This window comes from Candidatus Omnitrophota bacterium, assembly GCA_028693815.1.
Lineage (GTDB): Bacteria > Omnitrophota > Gorgyraeia > Zapsychrales > Aceulaceae > Aceula.
Window position 1 is genome coordinate 55,087 of record JAQUUP010000001.1, and the last position, 18,237, is coordinate 73,323.

The following is an 18,237-nucleotide window of genomic DNA, read 5'->3' on the forward strand; positions in this document are numbered from 1 at the left end:
CGTATTTATGCTATCATAAAAAAAAGCTGTTTTCTATCCATTAATTTGCCTCTGGACTTTTTGAAAGGCAAGTGTAAAATAAAACCCGTTATGGATAAAACAAATATTACAATTATTGGAGCCGGTGTTTGCGGTCTTGCCACAGGCTTTATATTGTCACAAAAATATAAAGACATTCTTATCATTGAACAACATGATTCTTTTGGACGCGAAACATCTTCTCGCAATTCTGAAGTTATCCATGCTGGCATTTATTACCCAAAAAATTCCCTTAAAGCAAAACTTTGCATTAAAGGGAAAACAATGCTTTATGATTTATGCCAAAAACATAATATCCCTCATAAAAAACTTGGAAAGATTCTAATCGCCTGTGATAATAACGAAGAAAAAACAATTGAGCACATTCGAAAGAATGCAATTGAAAGCGGTGTTACAAATCTTCGTTTTCTAAAAGATGGAGAACTTGACACTCTAGAACCAGATATTAAAGCCAAAAAAGCGCTTCTTTGTCCTGACACAGGAATCATCGACTCACACAAGCTTATGCACTTTTTTTCTGAAGAATCAAAGCGCAATAACGTTGATTTTGCTTACAACATAAAAGTCGTCAATATCACGAAAAAAACTTCAAAATACAAAATCACCGTTAAAGAGCCTTCTGGGGAGCTCTTCTCTTTTGAGACAAACATTATTATCAATGCAGGAGGATTTTATGCTGATCAAATTGCTTCAATGGCTGGCATTGATATTGAAGAAAATAACTACAAAATTTATTACAGCAAAGGTCAGTATTTTCGTATTAACAATCCTAAGAAATTTAATATCAAACATCTTATTTATCCGCCACCAAGTGCAACTGATCTAGGTATTCATATCACGCCTGATCTTGCCGGTGGTCTTCGCCTTGGTCCAGATGCTGCATTTGTTGATTGCATTGATTACGCTATTAACGAACGAGATAAAGAAAAATTTCAGATCTCTGTTTCTCGATTTCTTGAAGGTTTATCCCAAGAAGATCTTGCTCCTGACACATGTGGCATTCGTGCAAAACTCCAATCCCCAACAGATAAATTTAGGGACTTTGTTATCGCACATGAAAAAAATAACGGACTTGAAGGTTTTGTTAATTTACTTGGAATTGAATCGCCAGGTCTTACATCGTGCCTAGCAATCGCTGAAATGGTAAAAGACCTTTTATAATCTTTCAATAATCATCGAAACCCCTCCACCACCACCAAAACAAATACTCATCAAACCAATCTTTTTATTTTGATCTTTTAAGGCATGTAGCAATGTCACTAGGATTCTCGTCGCTGTCGATCCCAAAGGATGACCCAGAGCGATATCTCCACCAAAAATATTAAATTTTGAATCTTTAATATTTAGTCTCTCTTTTGTCAAAACAGCTTGAGAAGCAAAAGATTCTCCGATCTCAAAAAGATCAATATCATCATTCTTTAAATTACATTTTTTAAGACATTCTTCGGCTGCTTTAATTGCACCTAAAAAAGAATTCTTTGGCTCAAGCGCTACAGATGAATATCCTAAAATTCTTGCCTTAGGGTTAAATCCATATTTCTTCATTGCCTGCTCACCTGCCAACAAAACAAGAGCTGCGGCATCCGCCGCTGATGACGCGTTACCAGGCGTTACCGTCCCAGATTCTTTAAAAGAACTTGGGAGTCTTGTCATTCTTTCTAAGCTAATATTTTTTCTAATGCGCTCATCCCTTGAAAATATTTCACCATTTTCTTTCTTAATTGGAACGATTTCCTCATCAAATTTTCCTTGCTCTTGTGCTTTAAACGCTTTTTGATGACTTTCAAGTGCAAGTTGATCTTGCGCCTCTCTTGAAACATTAAATTCTTCAGCCAAATTTTCTGCCAACTGACCCATATGAAAATCTGACATCACGCACCAAAGCCCATCTGAAAGAAGACTCTCGATTAACTCGTCTTGATTCTTAATAATTTGAGGATTATGCGACGCACTTTCTGTCCCACCAGCTAAAACCAAATCCGCTTGACCGCTCAATATCGCCTGAGCTCCAACAATAACAGATTCCAATCCTGATCCACAAACACTATTAATCACAAAAGCAGGCGTGCTGATATCCAGCATAGACAATGAAACAGCATGCCGCGCCATATTTTGGCCTGTTCCAGCTGAAACAGTGTTACCTAAAATTACTTGATTAATTTTTTCTTTAATTTGAGGATATCTTTTGCAAATTTCGTCAATAACAAAACTGGCAAGTTGTGCCGCTAAAAAAGTTTTTAGACTTTTATACGTGCTCGCAATAGGAGTGCGCGCACCGTCAATAATATAAATAGGAGTTAAAATTTGATTGGAAGCCATTTAGTTAAAAGAATGACTGTCTTTCCGCCTGGAGTTAATTTATATTTTTTATTATTCACAACAATAAAAACTTCTGATACTCGCTGCAATGAAATTTTCTTTAAAAGCTCTGGCCTTACAACAACTTTCTTGCGTGTAATCTCAATGTTAAACCAAATATCGCGATAACGAACAGAAAATTTCATTCTTTTCCATTTTTTTGGAAGTTGAGGATTTAAAGAAATCTGATCATCTTGAACACTCAAACCCGCAAAACAACGCATCACCAAATCAATCGTCCCAGCCATAACACCGCAATGAATGCCTTCTTGAGTTGTTCCGCCTTGTGTATCATAAAGATCACTTTTAAGCGCATCCTTAAAATGTTCCATTGCCAGGTCTTCATACCCGATGCGCTGCGCCAGATAGGCGTGAACCACACGACTCAGCGTCGAACCATGGGAAGTGCGCTGAACATAATAGTCATAATTCTTTCGAAACATATCCTTAGAAACTGGATATCCTAACTTCTTAAAAATTGCGCGAATTTCTTCGTCATTCAAAAGATAAAAAGTCATCAACGTATCTGCCTGCTTAGCAACTTTATAATTATCGGGAGAAGTTCCCTCTGCCTTTAAGATACGATCAATGCGATGAATATTGTCATATTTTTCTCGATACTCATCCCAATCTAATTCTTTAAGATCCATGTATCCTTCAAATTGATGAATAATGCCATCTTTTCCAATTACGATTTCCATTTTAGTTGTAATATCTTTCCACCGCTCAACTTCCTCGGGGGTTACCTCAATTTTCAAAAGAAGAGCATGTCTATCTTCTTCGCTCATAGAATCAAGCAAAAATAATGCTTTTTCTAAAATCCAAACAACTAAAATATTCGTATACGCATTATTTTTAAGGCCAGATTTTTTTGAACCAGGAATTTTTTCATGAAACTCATCTGGCCCCATAACGTTCTCTATATAATATCTTTGTTTTTTTTCATCGAACTTTGAAATACTTGACCAAAAATGAGAAATTTCTAAAATCATTTCCGCGCCATAACGATTAAGAAAATCACTATCACCAGAAGTGTAATAATACGTCCAAACATTATAGGCAATTGCAATTGAAACATGTCTTTGGAGACAGCTATAATCCGGTCCCCACTTTCCAGACATAGGATTCAGATGAACGGTTTGGGTTGTTTCATTGCCGCCAGACGCGCTTTGCCATGGATACATTGCTCCCTTATATCCATTTTCTCTGGCATATTCTTTTGCTGCAAAAAGCCGACGATAACGATACATTAAAAGCGCTCTGGTGATTTCTGGAGCTTTTAAATTATAAAAAGGATAAACATAAAGTTCGTCCCAAAAAATGTGTCCGCGATACGCCTCACCATGAAGGCCTCTAGCTGGAAGACCTGCATCAATTTCTTCATTATAAGTTGATGCCACTTGAAGAGAATGAAATGCATGCAATCGCAGCACAAGCTGACTTAATTCATCGCCTTCGATTTCAATATCACATTTTTTCCATAAAGCACGCCATCGAGCCGCATGCGCCCGATAAAGGCTATCAAAACTTTCTATTTTTGAAACAGATTCCTGCGCAGCCAAACAATTATCAACAATCCCCTGATCTCGAGAAGTGTACAAACTCATTAATTTATCAACGACATATTTCTTTCCTTTTTGAACATCAATAGTAAATTCTTTAACAGCACGTTCATGGCCGTGCGTTAAAACACGCATATTAGGATATATCCTCTTATTATCACGAAAAACAAGTGTCCGCGTTGCCTCTGTGATTTCAATCTTTGATTGATTTGTTTGCATTTGCAAAAAAAGTCCATCGCGTCCAAAACAACCCAAAGATTTTGCTTCTAAATGTTTCGAACTAAGCTGCTTATATCTTTCAACGCCAGCATTGATAATTTGACCATCAATTCCACTTCGAATAGTTATCTTACCGCTATAATTTTCGGGAGTAATTGTACAGCGAAGAGCCGCGCAATGAGGACTTGCCATGCTAACAATGCGATAATTATCCATTGCTGTAATTCGCCCTTGTTCGTCTTGCCAGCGCACTCGACGAGACAAAACGCCTTTACGCATATCAAGCGTCACTCTCCAAGAAAGAATTTTTACTTTCAGGCGATCAAACCAAGCACCATCTCCAACACGAAGATTAAGCATTAGCCAATTAGGACAATTAACAAAATCTTCATTAGCAACTTTTCGCCCAGCGATATCTGTCACAAGCTCATTATAAACACCTGCAATATATGTACCCGGATAATGGACTTTTGTTGCTACCGTCTCTGGCGCAGCGCCTCGCGTTCCAAAATATCCATTGCCGAGAGTACAAAGCGCTTCTCTTAGATTTTCCTCTTCTGGAACAAATTTATCGTATATCAATTTCCATGTATTCATTTTTTTAGCTCAAATCAATAAATGTTTGTAAAACTTTTTTAACATCACCAGAGTCTCTAACAATATACTCTGCTTGCGTGTCTCTTAGCTCTGTCGAAACCAAAACACCAAAACCTTTTTCCTTTAACGCTCTAAACGCATCTTCATCTGTAGTATCATCGCCTAAATAAACAGGCAAAATATTTTTTTGTTCTTTTTCAAAAACGCTTAAAATCCAATCGACTGCTTTCCCTTTGTGCCAATCAATTTTAGGGCGAATTTCAAAAACTTTTTTACCACTCGTCTTACGCAACTGAGGATATTCAGACAAAACAGAATCAACTTGATTTTCAAAAACTTCAAAATCCTCATCCTTCACCAAGCGATAATGACACGATACAGTATATTTTACATTTTCAATCAAAGCCCCCTCAATATTCTTAACGCGCTCTGCAAGTTTTGCTTGAACCTCGTCAATTACAGGGCGAATTTTTTGTGCTTCTTCGTTGATCTTGACTTCTCCTTGAGGATCATTAATTTCAAAACCATGGCTTCCAGCATAAAAAATACCACTAATTTTAACCTTGCTTCGAACATCATCTGTCGCGCGACCCGAAACAATCGCAACCTTCACCTTTTTAGAAAGACTTTCAACAACATTTCTCATTTCATCAGAAATAATTGCTAAATCTGGAGTCGACACAATTGGAGTAAGCGTTCCATCATAATCTAAAAAAACTACCAAAGTTTTTCCGTCTAAGCGCGCTTTGATCTCATCTAAATTCTCAAAAAAGTTCTTTAAATTTTGTCCACAATCCATTGATCTATCCTCTGTGCATTAACATTCTCAAGATTAGTAACAACAACATCTGCGCCGTTACTTTGAAGTTCTTTTTCGTTTCCTTCACGTGCTACACCTAAAACAAAAGCAAAGCCTCCATTTTTTCCTGCCTGAACCCCTGAAACTGCATCCTCAACAACAACAGCTCTATCGGGAGTGCATCCCACATTCTTACAAGCTGTTACAAAAATATCCCCTTCAGGTTTTCCTTTTAAACCTAATTCAGCTGAAACAACGCCATCAACGCGCGTTTCAAAAAGATCTTCTAAGCCTGTTTTTTGCAAAATAAGTTGACAATTCTTACTCGAAGAAGCAACGCCAACATGAACACCATTTGCCTTTAGATCCTTTATTAAAGCCACAGCAGGATCAAAAACTTCAGCTCCTTTTTCCGCTAAAATATTCTTAAACATAATATTTTTCTTGTTTCCAAGTCCACAAGCTGTTTCCATGTCTGGAGCATCAGCCGGATCTCCATAAGGAATATCAATTCCTCGAGATTCTAAAAAGCTCTGAACACCTTTATACCGAGGTTTTCCATCAACAAAAGGAAGATAATCTTTTTCATGTGTAAATTCCTTAAAAGATTCGCCATCTCTCTGCTCTCTAGATTTAAGATATTCGTCAAACATCTCTTTCCACGAAGCTGCATGAGCTAAAGCCGTTTTTGTAATAACACCATCTAAATCAAAAATAACCGCATCATAATTTTTCATCTCAAATTCCTTTTCTAAACCTTTATTTCGCTGATACTTAGAGCTTTAATGTAACAAGAGCAAATACATTAAATATTATACGCGATTTGTCATCTGATGGCAAGCAGTTCTCCTAAAGTCCACCGCTTTTCCTCAATATTCTGCAGTCATAACATAATCAGCAAAAACAGATAATGTTTTACCCCCTATTTTTCCATCAGCTTTTAGTCCATTTGCTTCTTGAAACTGCTGAATAGCTAAAATTGTCTTTGGGCCTAATTTCCCATCTATTTTTCCTGGAGAAAAGCCTTCTTTAATCAAAATTTGCTGAATAAAAGCCACATCAATTTCTCCATCAAAAACAAGACCTAGATCTTTAAAGAAATTTAATTCTTTCCACGTTGCCTTATCGACATACCGGTTAACCTTAATCTGGCGGTCTTCTTGAAATCTTGCAATCGCGTCTCTAACCTTAGGCCCCATTTTTCCATCTATTTTTCCGCAAGAATACCCATTAACCTTTAAAAGTTCTTGAACCTGCTCAACCTGTTCATTGTACATAAAAGGGATAATCTCTCCAATTAAAGCCTTTTCTTCAGCTGCTTCTCTTTGAATAAGACCATAAATAAAATCACACCCTAAAAAACTTTGAGCACACATGAAAAAGACTAATAAAAATATTAATTTTCTTCTCACTTTGGCCTCTAAAAAATAATCGGCTCTTATCGTTAAAAGACAAGAGCCGACTTTATTAAATTTTGGATTTCTTAAGAAATTAATTTCTCAATAGACTCTAAAATATACTTGAAATCCACTGTCTTAACTGTAAAATCATCTGCCCCGGCCTCTCTAGCTCTTCTAGCATCTACTGCTTCTAATTTTCCAGTATAAATAATAATTTTTACTTCATCATTATCATCTTTAATTTTTCGACACACATCAAATCCGTTTTCATCGGGAAGCATAACGTCCAAAATAATGGTACAAGGATTTTCTTTTGCAAAAATTTCTAAACCTTCTTTTGCCGTTGAAGCAACAAAAGTTTCATATCCTGCTGCCACAAGATTTGCTTTTAATATTTTTTGAATATCTATTTCATCTTCAATAACTAAAATCTTTTTTTTCATCCTCTTCTCCTAACTTAACATTTTCTTTATTTTTGCCAACAACTCATCATAATCAAACGGCTTAAACATATAATCCTGCGCTCCAGCCTCCGCAGCTCTTTCCTTAAAACCTTCAGATGCTGTTGATGCTGTTAAGAACATAACAGGGATGTCTTTAGAATGCTCATCTGCTTTAATTCTTCTACAGACTTCAAATCCATTCAGCACAGGAAGCGTAATGTCTAAAAGAATAAGATCGGGACGATCTTCTGCAATCATGTCCAAGGCCATTTGCCCATTAATAGCTGTTTTAATATCATACCCTTCTTTTTTAAGACGAAAAATAACAACCTTTAAAATATCTGGCTCATCATCAACAGCTAAAATTTTCTTAGACACAATGCCCTCCTATCAATCAACCTTATCTTTTTCTTCTCTCTTCTATCGGCAAAAGAAATGAAAAGGCACTTCCTTTTCCGTGTTCGGATTCTACCCAAATCTTTCCTCCATGACCTTCAACAATTTTCTTCGAAATAGCAAGACCAAGCCCTGTGCTTCCTGTTTTTCTTTCTTTGCCTTTCTTTAGCTGACTAAACGTTTGAAAAAGCCTCTCAAAATCTTCTTCTTTAATTCCTTCACCTTGATCAATAACAGAAATCTGAACCGTATTATGTTCCAATGTTGTTTTAATTGTGATCGGCTTGCCCCCTGCATATTTAATAGCATTATTCACTAAATTTGTTACAACTTGCGTAACACGATCATGATCCATGCTCACCTTTGGAATATTTCCATCTAAATCAAGCTTAAGATCCGATCCCTCTTTTTGAGCAATCGTTTCCATCGTCTGAACAACTTCTTCAACTAACAAATTAATATCGCTCAGCTCAAAATCAAAAGTCATTTGCTGAGCATCTAACTTTTGAAAATCTAAAACATCGTTAATCAGACGAGAGAGTCTCTCTACGTTTCTTTTTGCTACAGATAAAAACTCCGCTTGATCAGGATTCACTTCGCCAGTGACGCCATCGGCAACAATCGAGACACCTTCTTTAATGGCAGTCAAAGGAGTGCGGAGCTCATGAGACACAACAGAAATAAATTCACTTTTCATCCGCATAGCATCAAGAGCTTTTTCTTCTGCTTTCTTTCGTGCTGTAATATCTTCTTTTACAGCCAAGAAATATGTTATTTCTCCTTTTTCGTTTCGAATAGGAGAGATCGAGGCAAGCTCCCAATATTCTTCTCCACTTTTCTTTTTATTGCAAAATTCCCCTCGCCATTCATTCCCACTTAAAATTGTGCTCCACAATTCTTGATAAACTTCTTTCGGTTGATCTCCTGATTTTAGAATTCTTGGATTTTGTCCAACAGCTTCCTTTGAAGTGTATCCGGTTAGCTCACAAAATTTTGGATTTACATAAACAATATTGCCTTCAGGATCTGTAATCACAACTGTGCTTGGACTCTGCTCAACAGCTCGAGACAATTTAATAAGCTCAATCTCTGTTTCTTTTCTTTTTGTAATATTTTCCATTAAGCCAATATTAGAAAAAATGCGACCTTCCTTGTCAAAGCTTAAAAATCCTCGATCATAAAACCACAAATATGTTCCATCTTTACATCGAAAACGATATTCACAACTAAAATTTTTCTTTTCATCAATAGCCTGTTTAAGCGATTTTTCTACATTTAAAACATCTTCTGGATGACACTTGCTAAGCCATTGTTCAGTATTGCTCCCCATTTCTTCAAGAGTATACCCTAAGGTTTCTAAAAAATTTCCACCCCAAACAATCTTATCTTCTAAGAAATAATGCTCATAAACAATCTGACTAACTGCGCTCACAAGTGCTGTATTTTTCGCTAAAGCCTCCGCTATTCTTAACTCACCTTTTTTTCTTTCAGTAATGTCCTCAAAGCTTTCGATGCCCCCTACAACATTACCCTGAGAATCCAAAAGCAAATCAGCATTCTTTGAAATAATTCTAATCTCGCCATCTTTTCTTTTAATATGACATTCTTTGTTTGTAAGCGGTTTTTCAATAGAATCTGAAAACAAACCACAAAGATCCCTGCACGGATAATCAGCAAACAATGAACATTGTTTTCCAATAACATCTCCTGACAAATACCCAGTCACCTCTTCCGCTCTCTTGTTCCATCGGACAATCTTTTTGTTTACATCAACTATAAAAATAGCACTTGGAGAAAGCTCAAAAATTCGCTCAGCCGATTCTTTGGCGGCAATAATTTCCCTCTGAAACTCCTCAAGCTTTTCTGTCTTATCAGAAAGTTCTCCATAAAGAGCCTTAATCGCATCATTTGTTTTCTCAAGACCCCACGCTTTTTCTTTTAAAGCCTCTTGAGTTTCTCTCAAAACTTCTTGCGCTTTTTTTTCTTGCGTTATGTCACGTGCAATCGTCGCAATCTCAACAATCTTTCCCTGTTTATTTTTAATAGGTGAGATATTTAATGAAACATTTATTGATGTTCCGTCTTTTCTTTGTCTCTTTGTCTCATAATTTCTAATTGTTTCTCCCTGCTTAATCCGCTTAAGAATATCTAAAATCTCACCTTGCTGTTCTTTTGAAACAAGCATTGTTATCGACTTTCCGATAACATCCTTAGCAGAATATCCATATATTCTTTCTGCTTCTTTATTCCAGCTTAAAATCTTGCCATCTAAACTCTTTCCGATAATCGCTTCGCTAGAAGATTCTACAATCGCATAAAAACGAAGCAAATCTTCCGCAGATTTGTTAATCAAGCTAACAACAACAAAAAAAACTGTTACTAAAATAACAAGGAACAAGGAAAAAATAATGCCAAAAAATGAATACGTCTGCACTTGCTGCGAAGAAATAACCATCGCCACAGACCACCCAGAAACATTAATTGGATGGCTAAAGAAAAGAAATGGTTTATCTTGAAACTCAATGGGCTCGCCGCTATTAACTTTCTTCTTTAAAATCGATTCAAAAGGTCCTGGTCCAAATTGTTTTGTAGAAACAAGCATTTCTTTTTGATCTGAATTAAGCGGCCATAAAGAGTTGAGAACTTTTTTAGGACTACTTGAAAGAAAAACAATTCCATTGGGATCAATTAGAAAACATAAATCAAATTTTGAAAAATCTCTTGCTAAAGAATCGATTTCTCTTTTAATCACAACGATACCTACAATATTGCCAAGCTCATCTTTAGCAGGAGCTGAAAAATAAATTCCTCGCTTTTTCGAAGTTACTCCATAAGCAAAATAACGGCCCAGATCACCTTTTTTTGCACTTTCGAAATAAGGTCGAAACTTATAATTCTTTCCAACAAAACTATCTAAACTCTCATGATTTGAGGAAGCAAGTGTTGTTCCATCCAAATCTAAAACATAACAAACTGTATCTCTTAAAGCATCTGCATAACGATCTAAAACCAGGTTGATTCTTGCAAAAGTTTCAAAATCATTTGAATAAAAAATATCTTTGATCTCATCGCTGCCCGCTAAAGCCTTGACAATTCTTTCAACAGTGTCTATTTCTCGATTAACGCTACTGCTTAAAGCAAACAAAGCAGCCTCTGATTCTCGAGAAATCTCCTTTTGCGCATAATAAGATAGCTGCATTGTTAAAATGCCACCAGCAACAACAATAACAATCAAAGAAATAATATAAACAATAAAAAACTTTGATCTTAAAAAACTTTTCTTAAAACTCATTCTTTTTCTCTTTAGTTGTAACTTTTTTATTTATACTTCTTTTATTTATTTCTAAATCAAACAAAAAATATCTATTTTATTGTCAAACAAATAACTTTTATCGTCGTCTTAAAAGCATTTTAACTCTTGCCAGCAATTTTTCGTCATCAAATGGTTTACCCAAATAGTCATCAGCCCCAGCATCTAATCCTTCTAGCTCATCTTCTTTAGTTGTCTTTGCCGTTAACATCAAAATAGGAATAGCTGCTGTTTCTAGCTCAGCGCGTATTCTCCGTGTCGCTATAATTCCATCCATCACAGGCATCATAACATCCATAATAATTAAATCTGGTTTTTTCTGATGCGCTATGCGCACGCCCTCAGCACCATTTTCGGCCTCTAAAATACTATATCCGGCAGCATTAAGACGCATCCCTAAAATTTCTCTAATATCTGGCTCATCATCAACAATCAAAATACAAAACTTCTTATTAATTTCTTGGCGAAGTTGAGAAGCTATCTTGATACTCTCTGGATCCACTTCTTCTATTTTATTCTCTTTAGCTTCATTCTTCATAGATTCTTCATGCGGAAGCTCTGAAACACGTTCAATTTCCTCTATGGTTGTTACGCCTTCAATTACTTTTTGCGCGCCGGCTTCAGCCAAAGTTCTTAGGCCATTGTCTTTTGCTTCTTTCCAAATAATGCTTTCAGGAGCCTTCTCTGATATCAGCTCTTTTATTTTTTCATTAATTTCCAAGATTTCAAAAATAGCTGTTCGTCCAAGAAACCCCGTATATCCACAATATTCACAACCCTTTCCTCGAGACAACTTTTGAATTTTATATTTCTGAATAAAAGCACCAAATCTTTCTTGCGCTTCTGCATCGGGAACATATTGTTCTTGACATTTAGTGCACACCAACCGAATAAGCCTTTGCGCTACAATTAAAATAACTGATGATCCAATCAAGTATGGCTCAAGGCCGATATCATAAAGACGAATAATCGTTGCTAAAGCATTGTTGGTGTGCAACGTTGAAAAAACAAGATGTCCTGTCAAAGAAGCCCGAAACGCAATTTCAGCAGTTTCTTGATCTCGAATTTCTCCAACTAAAATCACATTAGGATCTTGACGCAAAATACTTTTTAATCCTGTTGCAAAATTAACATTTTTAGCCGGATTAACCTGAATTTGATTGATTCCCTGTATTAAGTATTCAACAGGATCTTCAATCGTAACAATATTTTTTGTCTCATTTTTAATCTCATTAAGAGCGGCATAAAGAGTAGATGTCTTTCCGCTTCCTGTTGGCCCTGTAATCAAAATCATTCCTTGCGGCCTAGAAATCACGTCTTTAAATAATTTTAGATCTCTATCTCCGAATCCCATATTGTCTAAATCAATCTGTGCCTTTTTTTGATCTAAAAGACGAATAACAATCTTTTCTCCATGGAATGTCGGAATTGTTGAAACACGCAAATCAACTTTACGCCCTTCAATCAAAATGCTACTTCTGCCATCCTGAGGCTTTCTTGTCTCTGCGATATCCAGTTCTGTTAAAATCTTAATTCGAACAACTAAAGACGCATGAAGCCTTTTTGGAATTTTCATAATATTTTTTAAATATCCGTCAACTCGATAGCGCACCTCTACAACTTTTTCATACGGCTCAACATGAACATCGCTCGCCCTTGCCTTAACTGCATCTGAAACAATTAAATTACAAAGCCGAACAATAGGAGATTCCTTGCCAGAAAAATATTCATCTTCAAACATTTCCTTTTCTGACTCTTTCTGAATAAGCTCAACCTTAATATCCTCAGTCATATTTTTAATAAGATCATATGTTACATCATCTAAAAGATAATATTTCTCAATATGTTTTGTGATATCGGTTTTCTTTGCCAAAATAGGCTTAACCCCTATGCCGCAAATCGCCCCAATATCTTCTAGAGCAACAAAATCCTGAGCATCGCACATCGCAAGCAACAATTTTCCATCTTCAATTCGAACGGGAAAAACGCCATAACGCTTTGCTTTCTCATAGGGAAGTTTTTTAAGAGCTTCTTGATCAATCTCTTCTTTAGCCAAAATACAAACGGGGAGACCAAAAACTTCAGATGCAACATTAATCAAATCATCCTCTTTGATAAAATTCATGTCCACCAAAAGCTCAGAAATTGATTTCTTGGCCCCAACTTGCTTTATTTTGGCATCTTGAATCTGCTCTCTTGTAACAAGCCCTTTTTCAACTAAAGTATCCAATAATTTACTCATTTTTAACGCAGCATCACTTTCTCTATCATTCTTATCAAAGCATCAGAATCATATGGTTTTTCTAAGTAGCCATCCGGCTTTTCTTGCAAAACCAGCTTTTTTTGCTCATCATCTTTCATGGCTGTTGAAATTATCACAGGAATATCTTTTGTATATAAAGACAATTTTAAATTCTTTAACGTACTAAGCCCTCCTCCTCCAGGCAACTTTAAGTCAAGAACGATCACATCAGGTTTTTCGTTATGCGCAAGTTCAACTGCACGAAAACAATCAAAAGCTGCCATCACCTGATGACCGTGTTCAATTAAACGCCTATTCATAACAGTCAAAAAATCAAGATCGTCTTCAACAAAAAGAATTTTAGACATAGCATTCCTCCGTGTTTCATTTTACCTTGAAAAATGATGTTTTCAATTTATAATTATTCTAATACTAATATATATAATTAAGAAAACTAGCGATTATTTGCAGAACAAAGATTGGCAAGTTCTTTTTGAACTGAAGAATTTAAAGAAGAAGCTTTGACACGCCATTCCCAATTGCTTGTAATCGTTGAAGGCTGGTTCATGCGAGCAGACTCATCTAAACCTAAAATATCCTGTAGTGGAAGAATAACAGTATCCGCTATAGAATTCATTGCTAATTTGACAAAAATCAAGGCAATATTATTTTCTGTTGGCTCTTGGCCTACAATTTTATTAATCTGAACTTTAGCTTCTTCAGTGGCTTCCCGGCGAAACCAGCCTTTAGTTGTATTATTATCGTGCGTTCCCGTGTAAACAATACAATTTTTAATATGGTTTTGGGGCAAGTAAGGGTTGTCCTCTTTGCCATCAAAAGCAAACTGCAGAATTTTCATTCCTGGAAAACGATAACGCTTAATGACTTCTTTAACATCTGCTGTAATGATGCCCAAATCTTCAGCAATAATAGGAAACTCTTTAAAATAATCTAAAAGCTCATCAAAAAAATTATATACATTAACTTTAGCCCACTTGCCGTTAATCGCCGTCTGCTCACCTTTCGGAATTTCCCAAAAATCCACAAAACCCCTAAAATGATCAATGCGCACAATATCAAAACAATCAAAGTTATATTTTAACCGTTTTTTCCACCAATCATAGCCTGAAGATTGCAAAACATCCCATCGGTAAACAGGGTTGCCCCAGAGCTGTCCTGTCTCGCTAAAATAATCCGGCGGAACTCCTGCTAAAAATTCGCATTCTCCATTTTCGTCTAATTTAAAAATTTCCTTATTCGCCCACGCATCGGCACTATCGTGCTGGACATAAATAGGAGCATCCCCGATAACTTTAATACCTTTCTTGTTACAATATCCCTTTAAATCAAACCATTGAGAATAAAAAAGATATTGAAAAAATTTTTCTCGCAAAATAAATTCGTGCAACTCCTCTCGATACGCTTCCATGGCAGCTGGCTCTCTTTTTCGGATATTTTCCGGCCATTGACACCAAGAGGCACCTTCAAATTTTTCTTTCAACGCAACAAACAAACTATAATCATCAAGCCAAACCTTATTCTTCTCATAAAAACTTTTAAAACTTTTATCTGAAGATATTGTTTTTTTTACATTATGAAAGGCTCGATACAAAACATCTACCTTATGCATAGCAACCGCCACATAATCGACACGGTCTCCAGAAAACTTTACTTCTTTTAAATCATTTTGCGTTAAAAACCCATCTCTAATTAAGAATTCTGGACTAATCAAAAGAACATTACCGGCAAAAGCCGAACAGCTGCTATATGGAGAATTAGAAAGAGCGATGTCCGTCGGATTTAAAGGCAAAACTTGCCAATACGATTGTTTGCTATTTTTTAAGAAATCAGCAAACTGATACGCTCCAGAACCAAAATCGCCAATTCCATGTGGTGACGGTAAAGATGTAATATGAAGCAAAACTCCGCTTTTCCGTTTAGACATTTTTCAATTCCATTATTTTATACTGTTTCAACTTGAAGAAATTCCCCTAAAAGCTCAAAAGCCTCAACCCATCTTTGGGATCGAGGATCTCTTTTTTCAGCTTGTCCTTTTTTATCTTTGAGCAATTTGCGATTTAGAATAAAATAAATATTCTGCGCTTTCCACAAATCTAACTTATAATTTAAAATACTTAGACTTTCAACGACAGAAATAAGCGTTTCAATCAAATTAATATCATCTGGATTTTTAATCAATTCTTTCATCAGCTCATTAACTTTTCGTCCAGCAATAAAACAAATTGTTTGCTTATCACGGCTAAAAGACCATCTCATAATTTCCCAAACAAGCATTCTCAATCGCTTTAAGTCAATAGGATCAGATTGAATCACATCGCACAAATCTCTATTTAAAACAAATTCTGCAATTGTTGCAAGCGCCTTAGGCAACGTTACTTGAAGCTCCTTTTGAACTTGCATCAAAGGATGATGCTTTTCATAAATCTCCCTAAACGATTCTTCGATTTCATCCATCGTCGTTTTCAAAACTTCATCTAATATTTTTTGCTGCTCTTCTTTAAAAAGATGTTCTAAAGAATAATTTTCTGGGCCATAATATTTATCTATCAAGCGATTTGCTTCTGGAATTTGTTTTGTAATAAATGCCTCAACAATTTCTTTTTGTGCTTGGCTATAATCTCCTTCTAAAAGTTCCTTAACACCGCGAATAATATTGTGATTTCCCAAATGAAATCCTGCGAAAAAGATAGGCGTTTGTTCAAGCGTTATATCAGACTGCACTGTCCCGCATCCCATCGAAAGCTTAAGCCGTTCGTCCTCTTTTTGATATGAGCGCTCTGTTCGAATTGTATAACAATAAATTTTTGTTTCCTTTGGATACTTTTCAAACAAAGACGAAACCGCGTAATGAGCTCCAACTCTAAAAAGATCAACAACAAACGGTTGCACCTGTTGCAGATAAATATTTCTTGCATCGCCAATTTCTTTAACATTACTTTTTATTTTTTCTAAAAGACCCAAGAATGATTCTTCTATTTTTATGCCAGAGACTTCTTTTATTAACTGAATTACACGCGCCGCATATTTTAAAACTTGCGTTGGCTCAATGCCAGAAATTTCATCAAAAAACCATCCACAGCTTGTATACATCAGCTGAGCGTTTCGCTGCATTTCTAAAAGCTTCAATATTTTAACCTTATCATTTTCAGATAAAGATCTTTGAATATTTTTGGCAAAAAAGCTCTCAACAGCCTTCTTATCTCGATTTAAAATTACCGAAATATACTGATTTCGTAGCGCCCAAACATCTTCGACAAACAGCCCCATCTCTTTTTCATAAACTTTAATGCCTTCATCTCTTAGCCAATCAAGCGAAAAACGTAAACCCTCACGCCATTTCTGATTCCATTTTGGATTTGTGCCTATACAACAACCACAATCTGAGCGCCATCGCTCTATCCCATGAGCACAGCTCCAAGAAGTATTTTCATGAATCTCAACCTCTTCTTGAGGAGGAAACTTCTCTAGAAATTCTCCATAAATTGTTATTTTAGCTAAATTATTCTTTTCAATAGTCCGCAAACAATAAGCAAGAGCCATGTCTGCAAATTTATGATGATGTCCGTATGTTTCTCCATCCGTTGCAATATGAACAATTTGATTTTCTTCTGTTTTAATATCAAACGCTCTCAAAAGTCGCCTGGAAAACTCTTCTCCATCATTTAAAAGTCCTTCAAAAGCAACACCTTGCGCAATAGGCCCATCATAAAAGAAAATAACAATATTTTTTCCTGAAGGAAGCCTGCATAAATACGGTTTCTTAGGATCGATTTTTTGACCTTCTACAGAAATCCATTTTTTGTCCAATATCTTCTTCACACTCTTCGCTTGATGAGGCGCTAAAATAGTAAATAAAATCCCATATTCTGCTAAAATTTCTAGTGTTACAATATCGACAGCAGTTTCCGCAAGCCACATGCCTTCGGGTTTTCGCTTAAAACGATATTCAAAATCTTTAATCCCCCAAGAAATTTGCGTTCTTTTATCGCGCTCGTTCGCCAAAGGCATAATCATGTGATTATACACTTGGGCTAAAGCACTTCCATGTCCTGAAAAATTCTGCTGACTCAATTGATCGGCATACAAAAGATCGCGGTAGGTCTCTGGATCCTTTTTTTCCATCCAAGACAAAAGCGTTGGACCAAAATTAAAACTGATTTTAGAATAATTATTAACAATATCGATAATTTTCTTATCATTATTAAGAATACGTGAAGCAGAATTGCGGGAATAGCACTCAAATGAAATGCGCTCATTCCAGTCATGAAAAGGACGGGCACTATCTTGACCCTCAATTTCCTCTAGCCAAGGATTTTCCCGAGGAGGCTGATAAAAATGACCATGAAGACAAATATATTTATTCAAACAATTCTCCAGTATTTTTATCTTTTAAATCTCTAAAAAACAAAAGATAGTCAAACGACCACTAAGCCTAATTATATTTTAGTGGTCGTTTCTGAAATACGAATTTTAAAAATTAGTTCTTAATCTTTTTAAGAACTTTTTTTACTTTTGATTTAACAATCGAGCTTGTTCCTTTAGCCGGCGTCTTCTCTACCGAAAAAGTATTTCTAAAATGCTCAAATTCTGGTTCAACCAAAGAAACAAAAGTTTGATTACTTCTAGAAATATAATTAATCTTATCCTCGCGAGCAAGCCATCCTAAAGACTGAAAAACAATCTCGCCTTTTTCTTTTACAAGCTTAGCAAGATCTGTAACTTTAACTTCTTTTTTTTCGCCTAAAATTTTCCAAGTTTTTCCTGCTGTCTCAATAATTTTATTTTTCATACCTTCCTCCTATTTATTAAAATTTCACAAACTTCTAAGTAAAACGCATCTGCTAATGCCAT

The 18,237-nt window shown here is 35.9% G+C and carries 14 protein-coding genes; 1 reads left to right on the top strand and 13 read right to left on the bottom strand.

What is annotated here, in order from left to right:
• The first annotated feature begins 90 nt into the window (after positions 1-90).
• Positions 91-1,200 (top strand): NAD(P)/FAD-dependent oxidoreductase, encoded by a 1,110-nt coding sequence (locus PHY73_00215; GenBank protein ID MDD3374137.1) that lies wholly within the window; start codon positions 91-93, stop codon positions 1,198-1,200.
• On the opposite strand, the gene PHY73_00220 is transcribed toward PHY73_00215, so the two are convergent.
• The 13 genes from PHY73_00220 to PHY73_00280 form a co-directional block, all read right to left on the bottom strand.
• Complete coding sequence (locus tag PHY73_00220; protein MDD3374138.1) at positions 1,195-2,358, bottom strand: thiolase family protein; 1,164 nt, start codon at positions 2,356-2,358, stop codon at positions 1,195-1,197. The two genes, PHY73_00215 and PHY73_00220, sit on opposite strands and share 6 nt — an antisense overlap.
• Positions 2,337-4,775 (bottom strand): glycosyl hydrolase family 65 protein, encoded by a 2,439-nt coding sequence (locus tag PHY73_00225; GenBank protein MDD3374139.1) that lies wholly within the window; start codon positions 4,773-4,775, stop codon positions 2,337-2,339. The genes PHY73_00220 and PHY73_00225 overlap by 22 nt, the downstream gene beginning before the upstream one ends.
• Positions 4,776-4,779: 4 nt before the next feature.
• Entirely contained in the window at positions 4,780-5,574 is a 795-nt protein-coding gene (gene otsB / locus PHY73_00230; GenBank protein MDD3374140.1) for a trehalose-phosphatase, read from the bottom strand.
• Complete coding sequence (locus tag PHY73_00235) at positions 5,553-6,311, bottom strand: beta-phosphoglucomutase family hydrolase (GenBank protein ID MDD3374141.1); 759 nt, start codon at positions 6,309-6,311, stop codon at positions 5,553-5,555. The genes otsB and PHY73_00235 overlap by 22 nt, the downstream gene beginning before the upstream one ends.
• A gap of 132 nt (positions 6,312-6,443) precedes the next feature.
• Complete coding sequence (locus PHY73_00240) at positions 6,444-6,986, bottom strand: peptidoglycan-binding protein (protein MDD3374142.1); 543 nt, start codon at positions 6,984-6,986, stop codon at positions 6,444-6,446.
• A gap of 71 nt (positions 6,987-7,057) precedes the next feature.
• Positions 7,058-7,417 (bottom strand): response regulator, encoded by a 360-nt coding sequence (locus PHY73_00245; GenBank protein MDD3374143.1) that lies wholly within the window; start codon positions 7,415-7,417, stop codon positions 7,058-7,060.
• Between the two features lie 9 nt (positions 7,418-7,426).
• Positions 7,427-7,795: a response regulator gene (locus tag PHY73_00250; protein MDD3374144.1), complete on the bottom strand. Its 369-nt coding sequence runs from the start codon at positions 7,793-7,795 to the stop codon at positions 7,427-7,429.
• 22 nt (positions 7,796-7,817) lie between these two features.
• Positions 7,818-11,105, bottom strand: a complete 3,288-nt coding sequence (locus PHY73_00255; GenBank protein ID MDD3374145.1) for a PAS domain S-box protein — start codon at positions 11,103-11,105, stop codon at positions 7,818-7,820.
• A 97-nt stretch (positions 11,106-11,202) separates the two neighbouring features.
• Positions 11,203-13,365, bottom strand: a complete 2,163-nt coding sequence (locus PHY73_00260) for an ATPase, T2SS/T4P/T4SS family (protein MDD3374146.1) — start codon at positions 13,363-13,365, stop codon at positions 11,203-11,205.
• Positions 13,366-13,367: 2 nt separating this feature from the next.
• The gene (locus PHY73_00265; GenBank protein MDD3374147.1) at positions 13,368-13,733 is read right to left on the bottom strand and encodes a response regulator; all 366 of its coding nucleotides are present in this window, start codon (positions 13,731-13,733) and stop codon (positions 13,368-13,370) included.
• 86 nt (positions 13,734-13,819) lie between these two features.
• Entirely contained in the window at positions 13,820-15,310 is a 1,491-nt protein-coding gene (gene malQ / locus PHY73_00270; protein MDD3374148.1) for a 4-alpha-glucanotransferase, read from the bottom strand.
• 17 nt (positions 15,311-15,327) lie between these two features.
• Positions 15,328-17,751, bottom strand: a complete 2,424-nt coding sequence (locus tag PHY73_00275) for a DUF3536 domain-containing protein (GenBank protein ID MDD3374149.1) — start codon at positions 17,749-17,751, stop codon at positions 15,328-15,330.
• A gap of 112 nt (positions 17,752-17,863) precedes the next feature.
• Positions 17,864-18,175, bottom strand: a complete 312-nt coding sequence (locus PHY73_00280; GenBank protein MDD3374150.1) for a winged helix-turn-helix domain-containing protein — start codon at positions 18,173-18,175, stop codon at positions 17,864-17,866.
• Between the last annotated feature and the right edge of the window lie 62 nt (positions 18,176-18,237).

What these genes read in the sequence shown, in the direction of transcription:
- PHY73_00225 (MDD3374139.1), bottom strand. Translation starts at nt 4,775, where the DNA reads ATGAATACATGGAAATTGATATACGATAAATTTGTTCCAGAAGAGGAA.
- PHY73_00265 (MDD3374147.1), bottom strand. Translation starts at nt 13,733, where the DNA reads ATGTCTAAAATTCTTTTTGTTGAAGACGATCTTGATTTTTTGACTGTT.
- PHY73_00280 (MDD3374150.1), bottom strand. Translation starts at nt 18,175, where the DNA reads ATGAAAAATAAAATTATTGAGACAGCAGGAAAAACTTGGAAAATTTTA.
- malQ (MDD3374148.1), bottom strand. Translation starts at nt 15,310, where the DNA reads ATGTCTAAACGGAAAAGCGGAGTTTTGCTTCATATTACATCTTTACCG.
- PHY73_00260 (MDD3374146.1), bottom strand. Translation starts at nt 13,365, where the DNA reads ATGAGTAAATTATTGGATACTTTAGTTGAAAAAGGGCTTGTTACAAGA.
- PHY73_00245 (MDD3374143.1), bottom strand. Translation starts at nt 7,417, where the DNA reads ATGAAAAAAAAGATTTTAGTTATTGAAGATGAAATAGATATTCAAAAA.
- PHY73_00255 (MDD3374145.1), bottom strand. Translation starts at nt 11,105, where the DNA reads ATGAGTTTTAAGAAAAGTTTTTTAAGATCAAAGTTTTTTATTGTTTAT.
- PHY73_00215 (MDD3374137.1), top strand. Translation starts at nt 91, where the DNA reads ATGGATAAAACAAATATTACAATTATTGGAGCCGGTGTTTGCGGTCTT.
- PHY73_00220 (MDD3374138.1), bottom strand. Translation starts at nt 2,358, where the DNA reads ATGGCTTCCAATCAAATTTTAACTCCTATTTATATTATTGACGGTGCG.
- PHY73_00235 (MDD3374141.1), bottom strand. Translation starts at nt 6,311, where the DNA reads ATGAAAAATTATGATGCGGTTATTTTTGATTTAGATGGTGTTATTACA.
- otsB (MDD3374140.1), bottom strand. Translation starts at nt 5,574, where the DNA reads ATGGATTGTGGACAAAATTTAAAGAACTTTTTTGAGAATTTAGATGAG.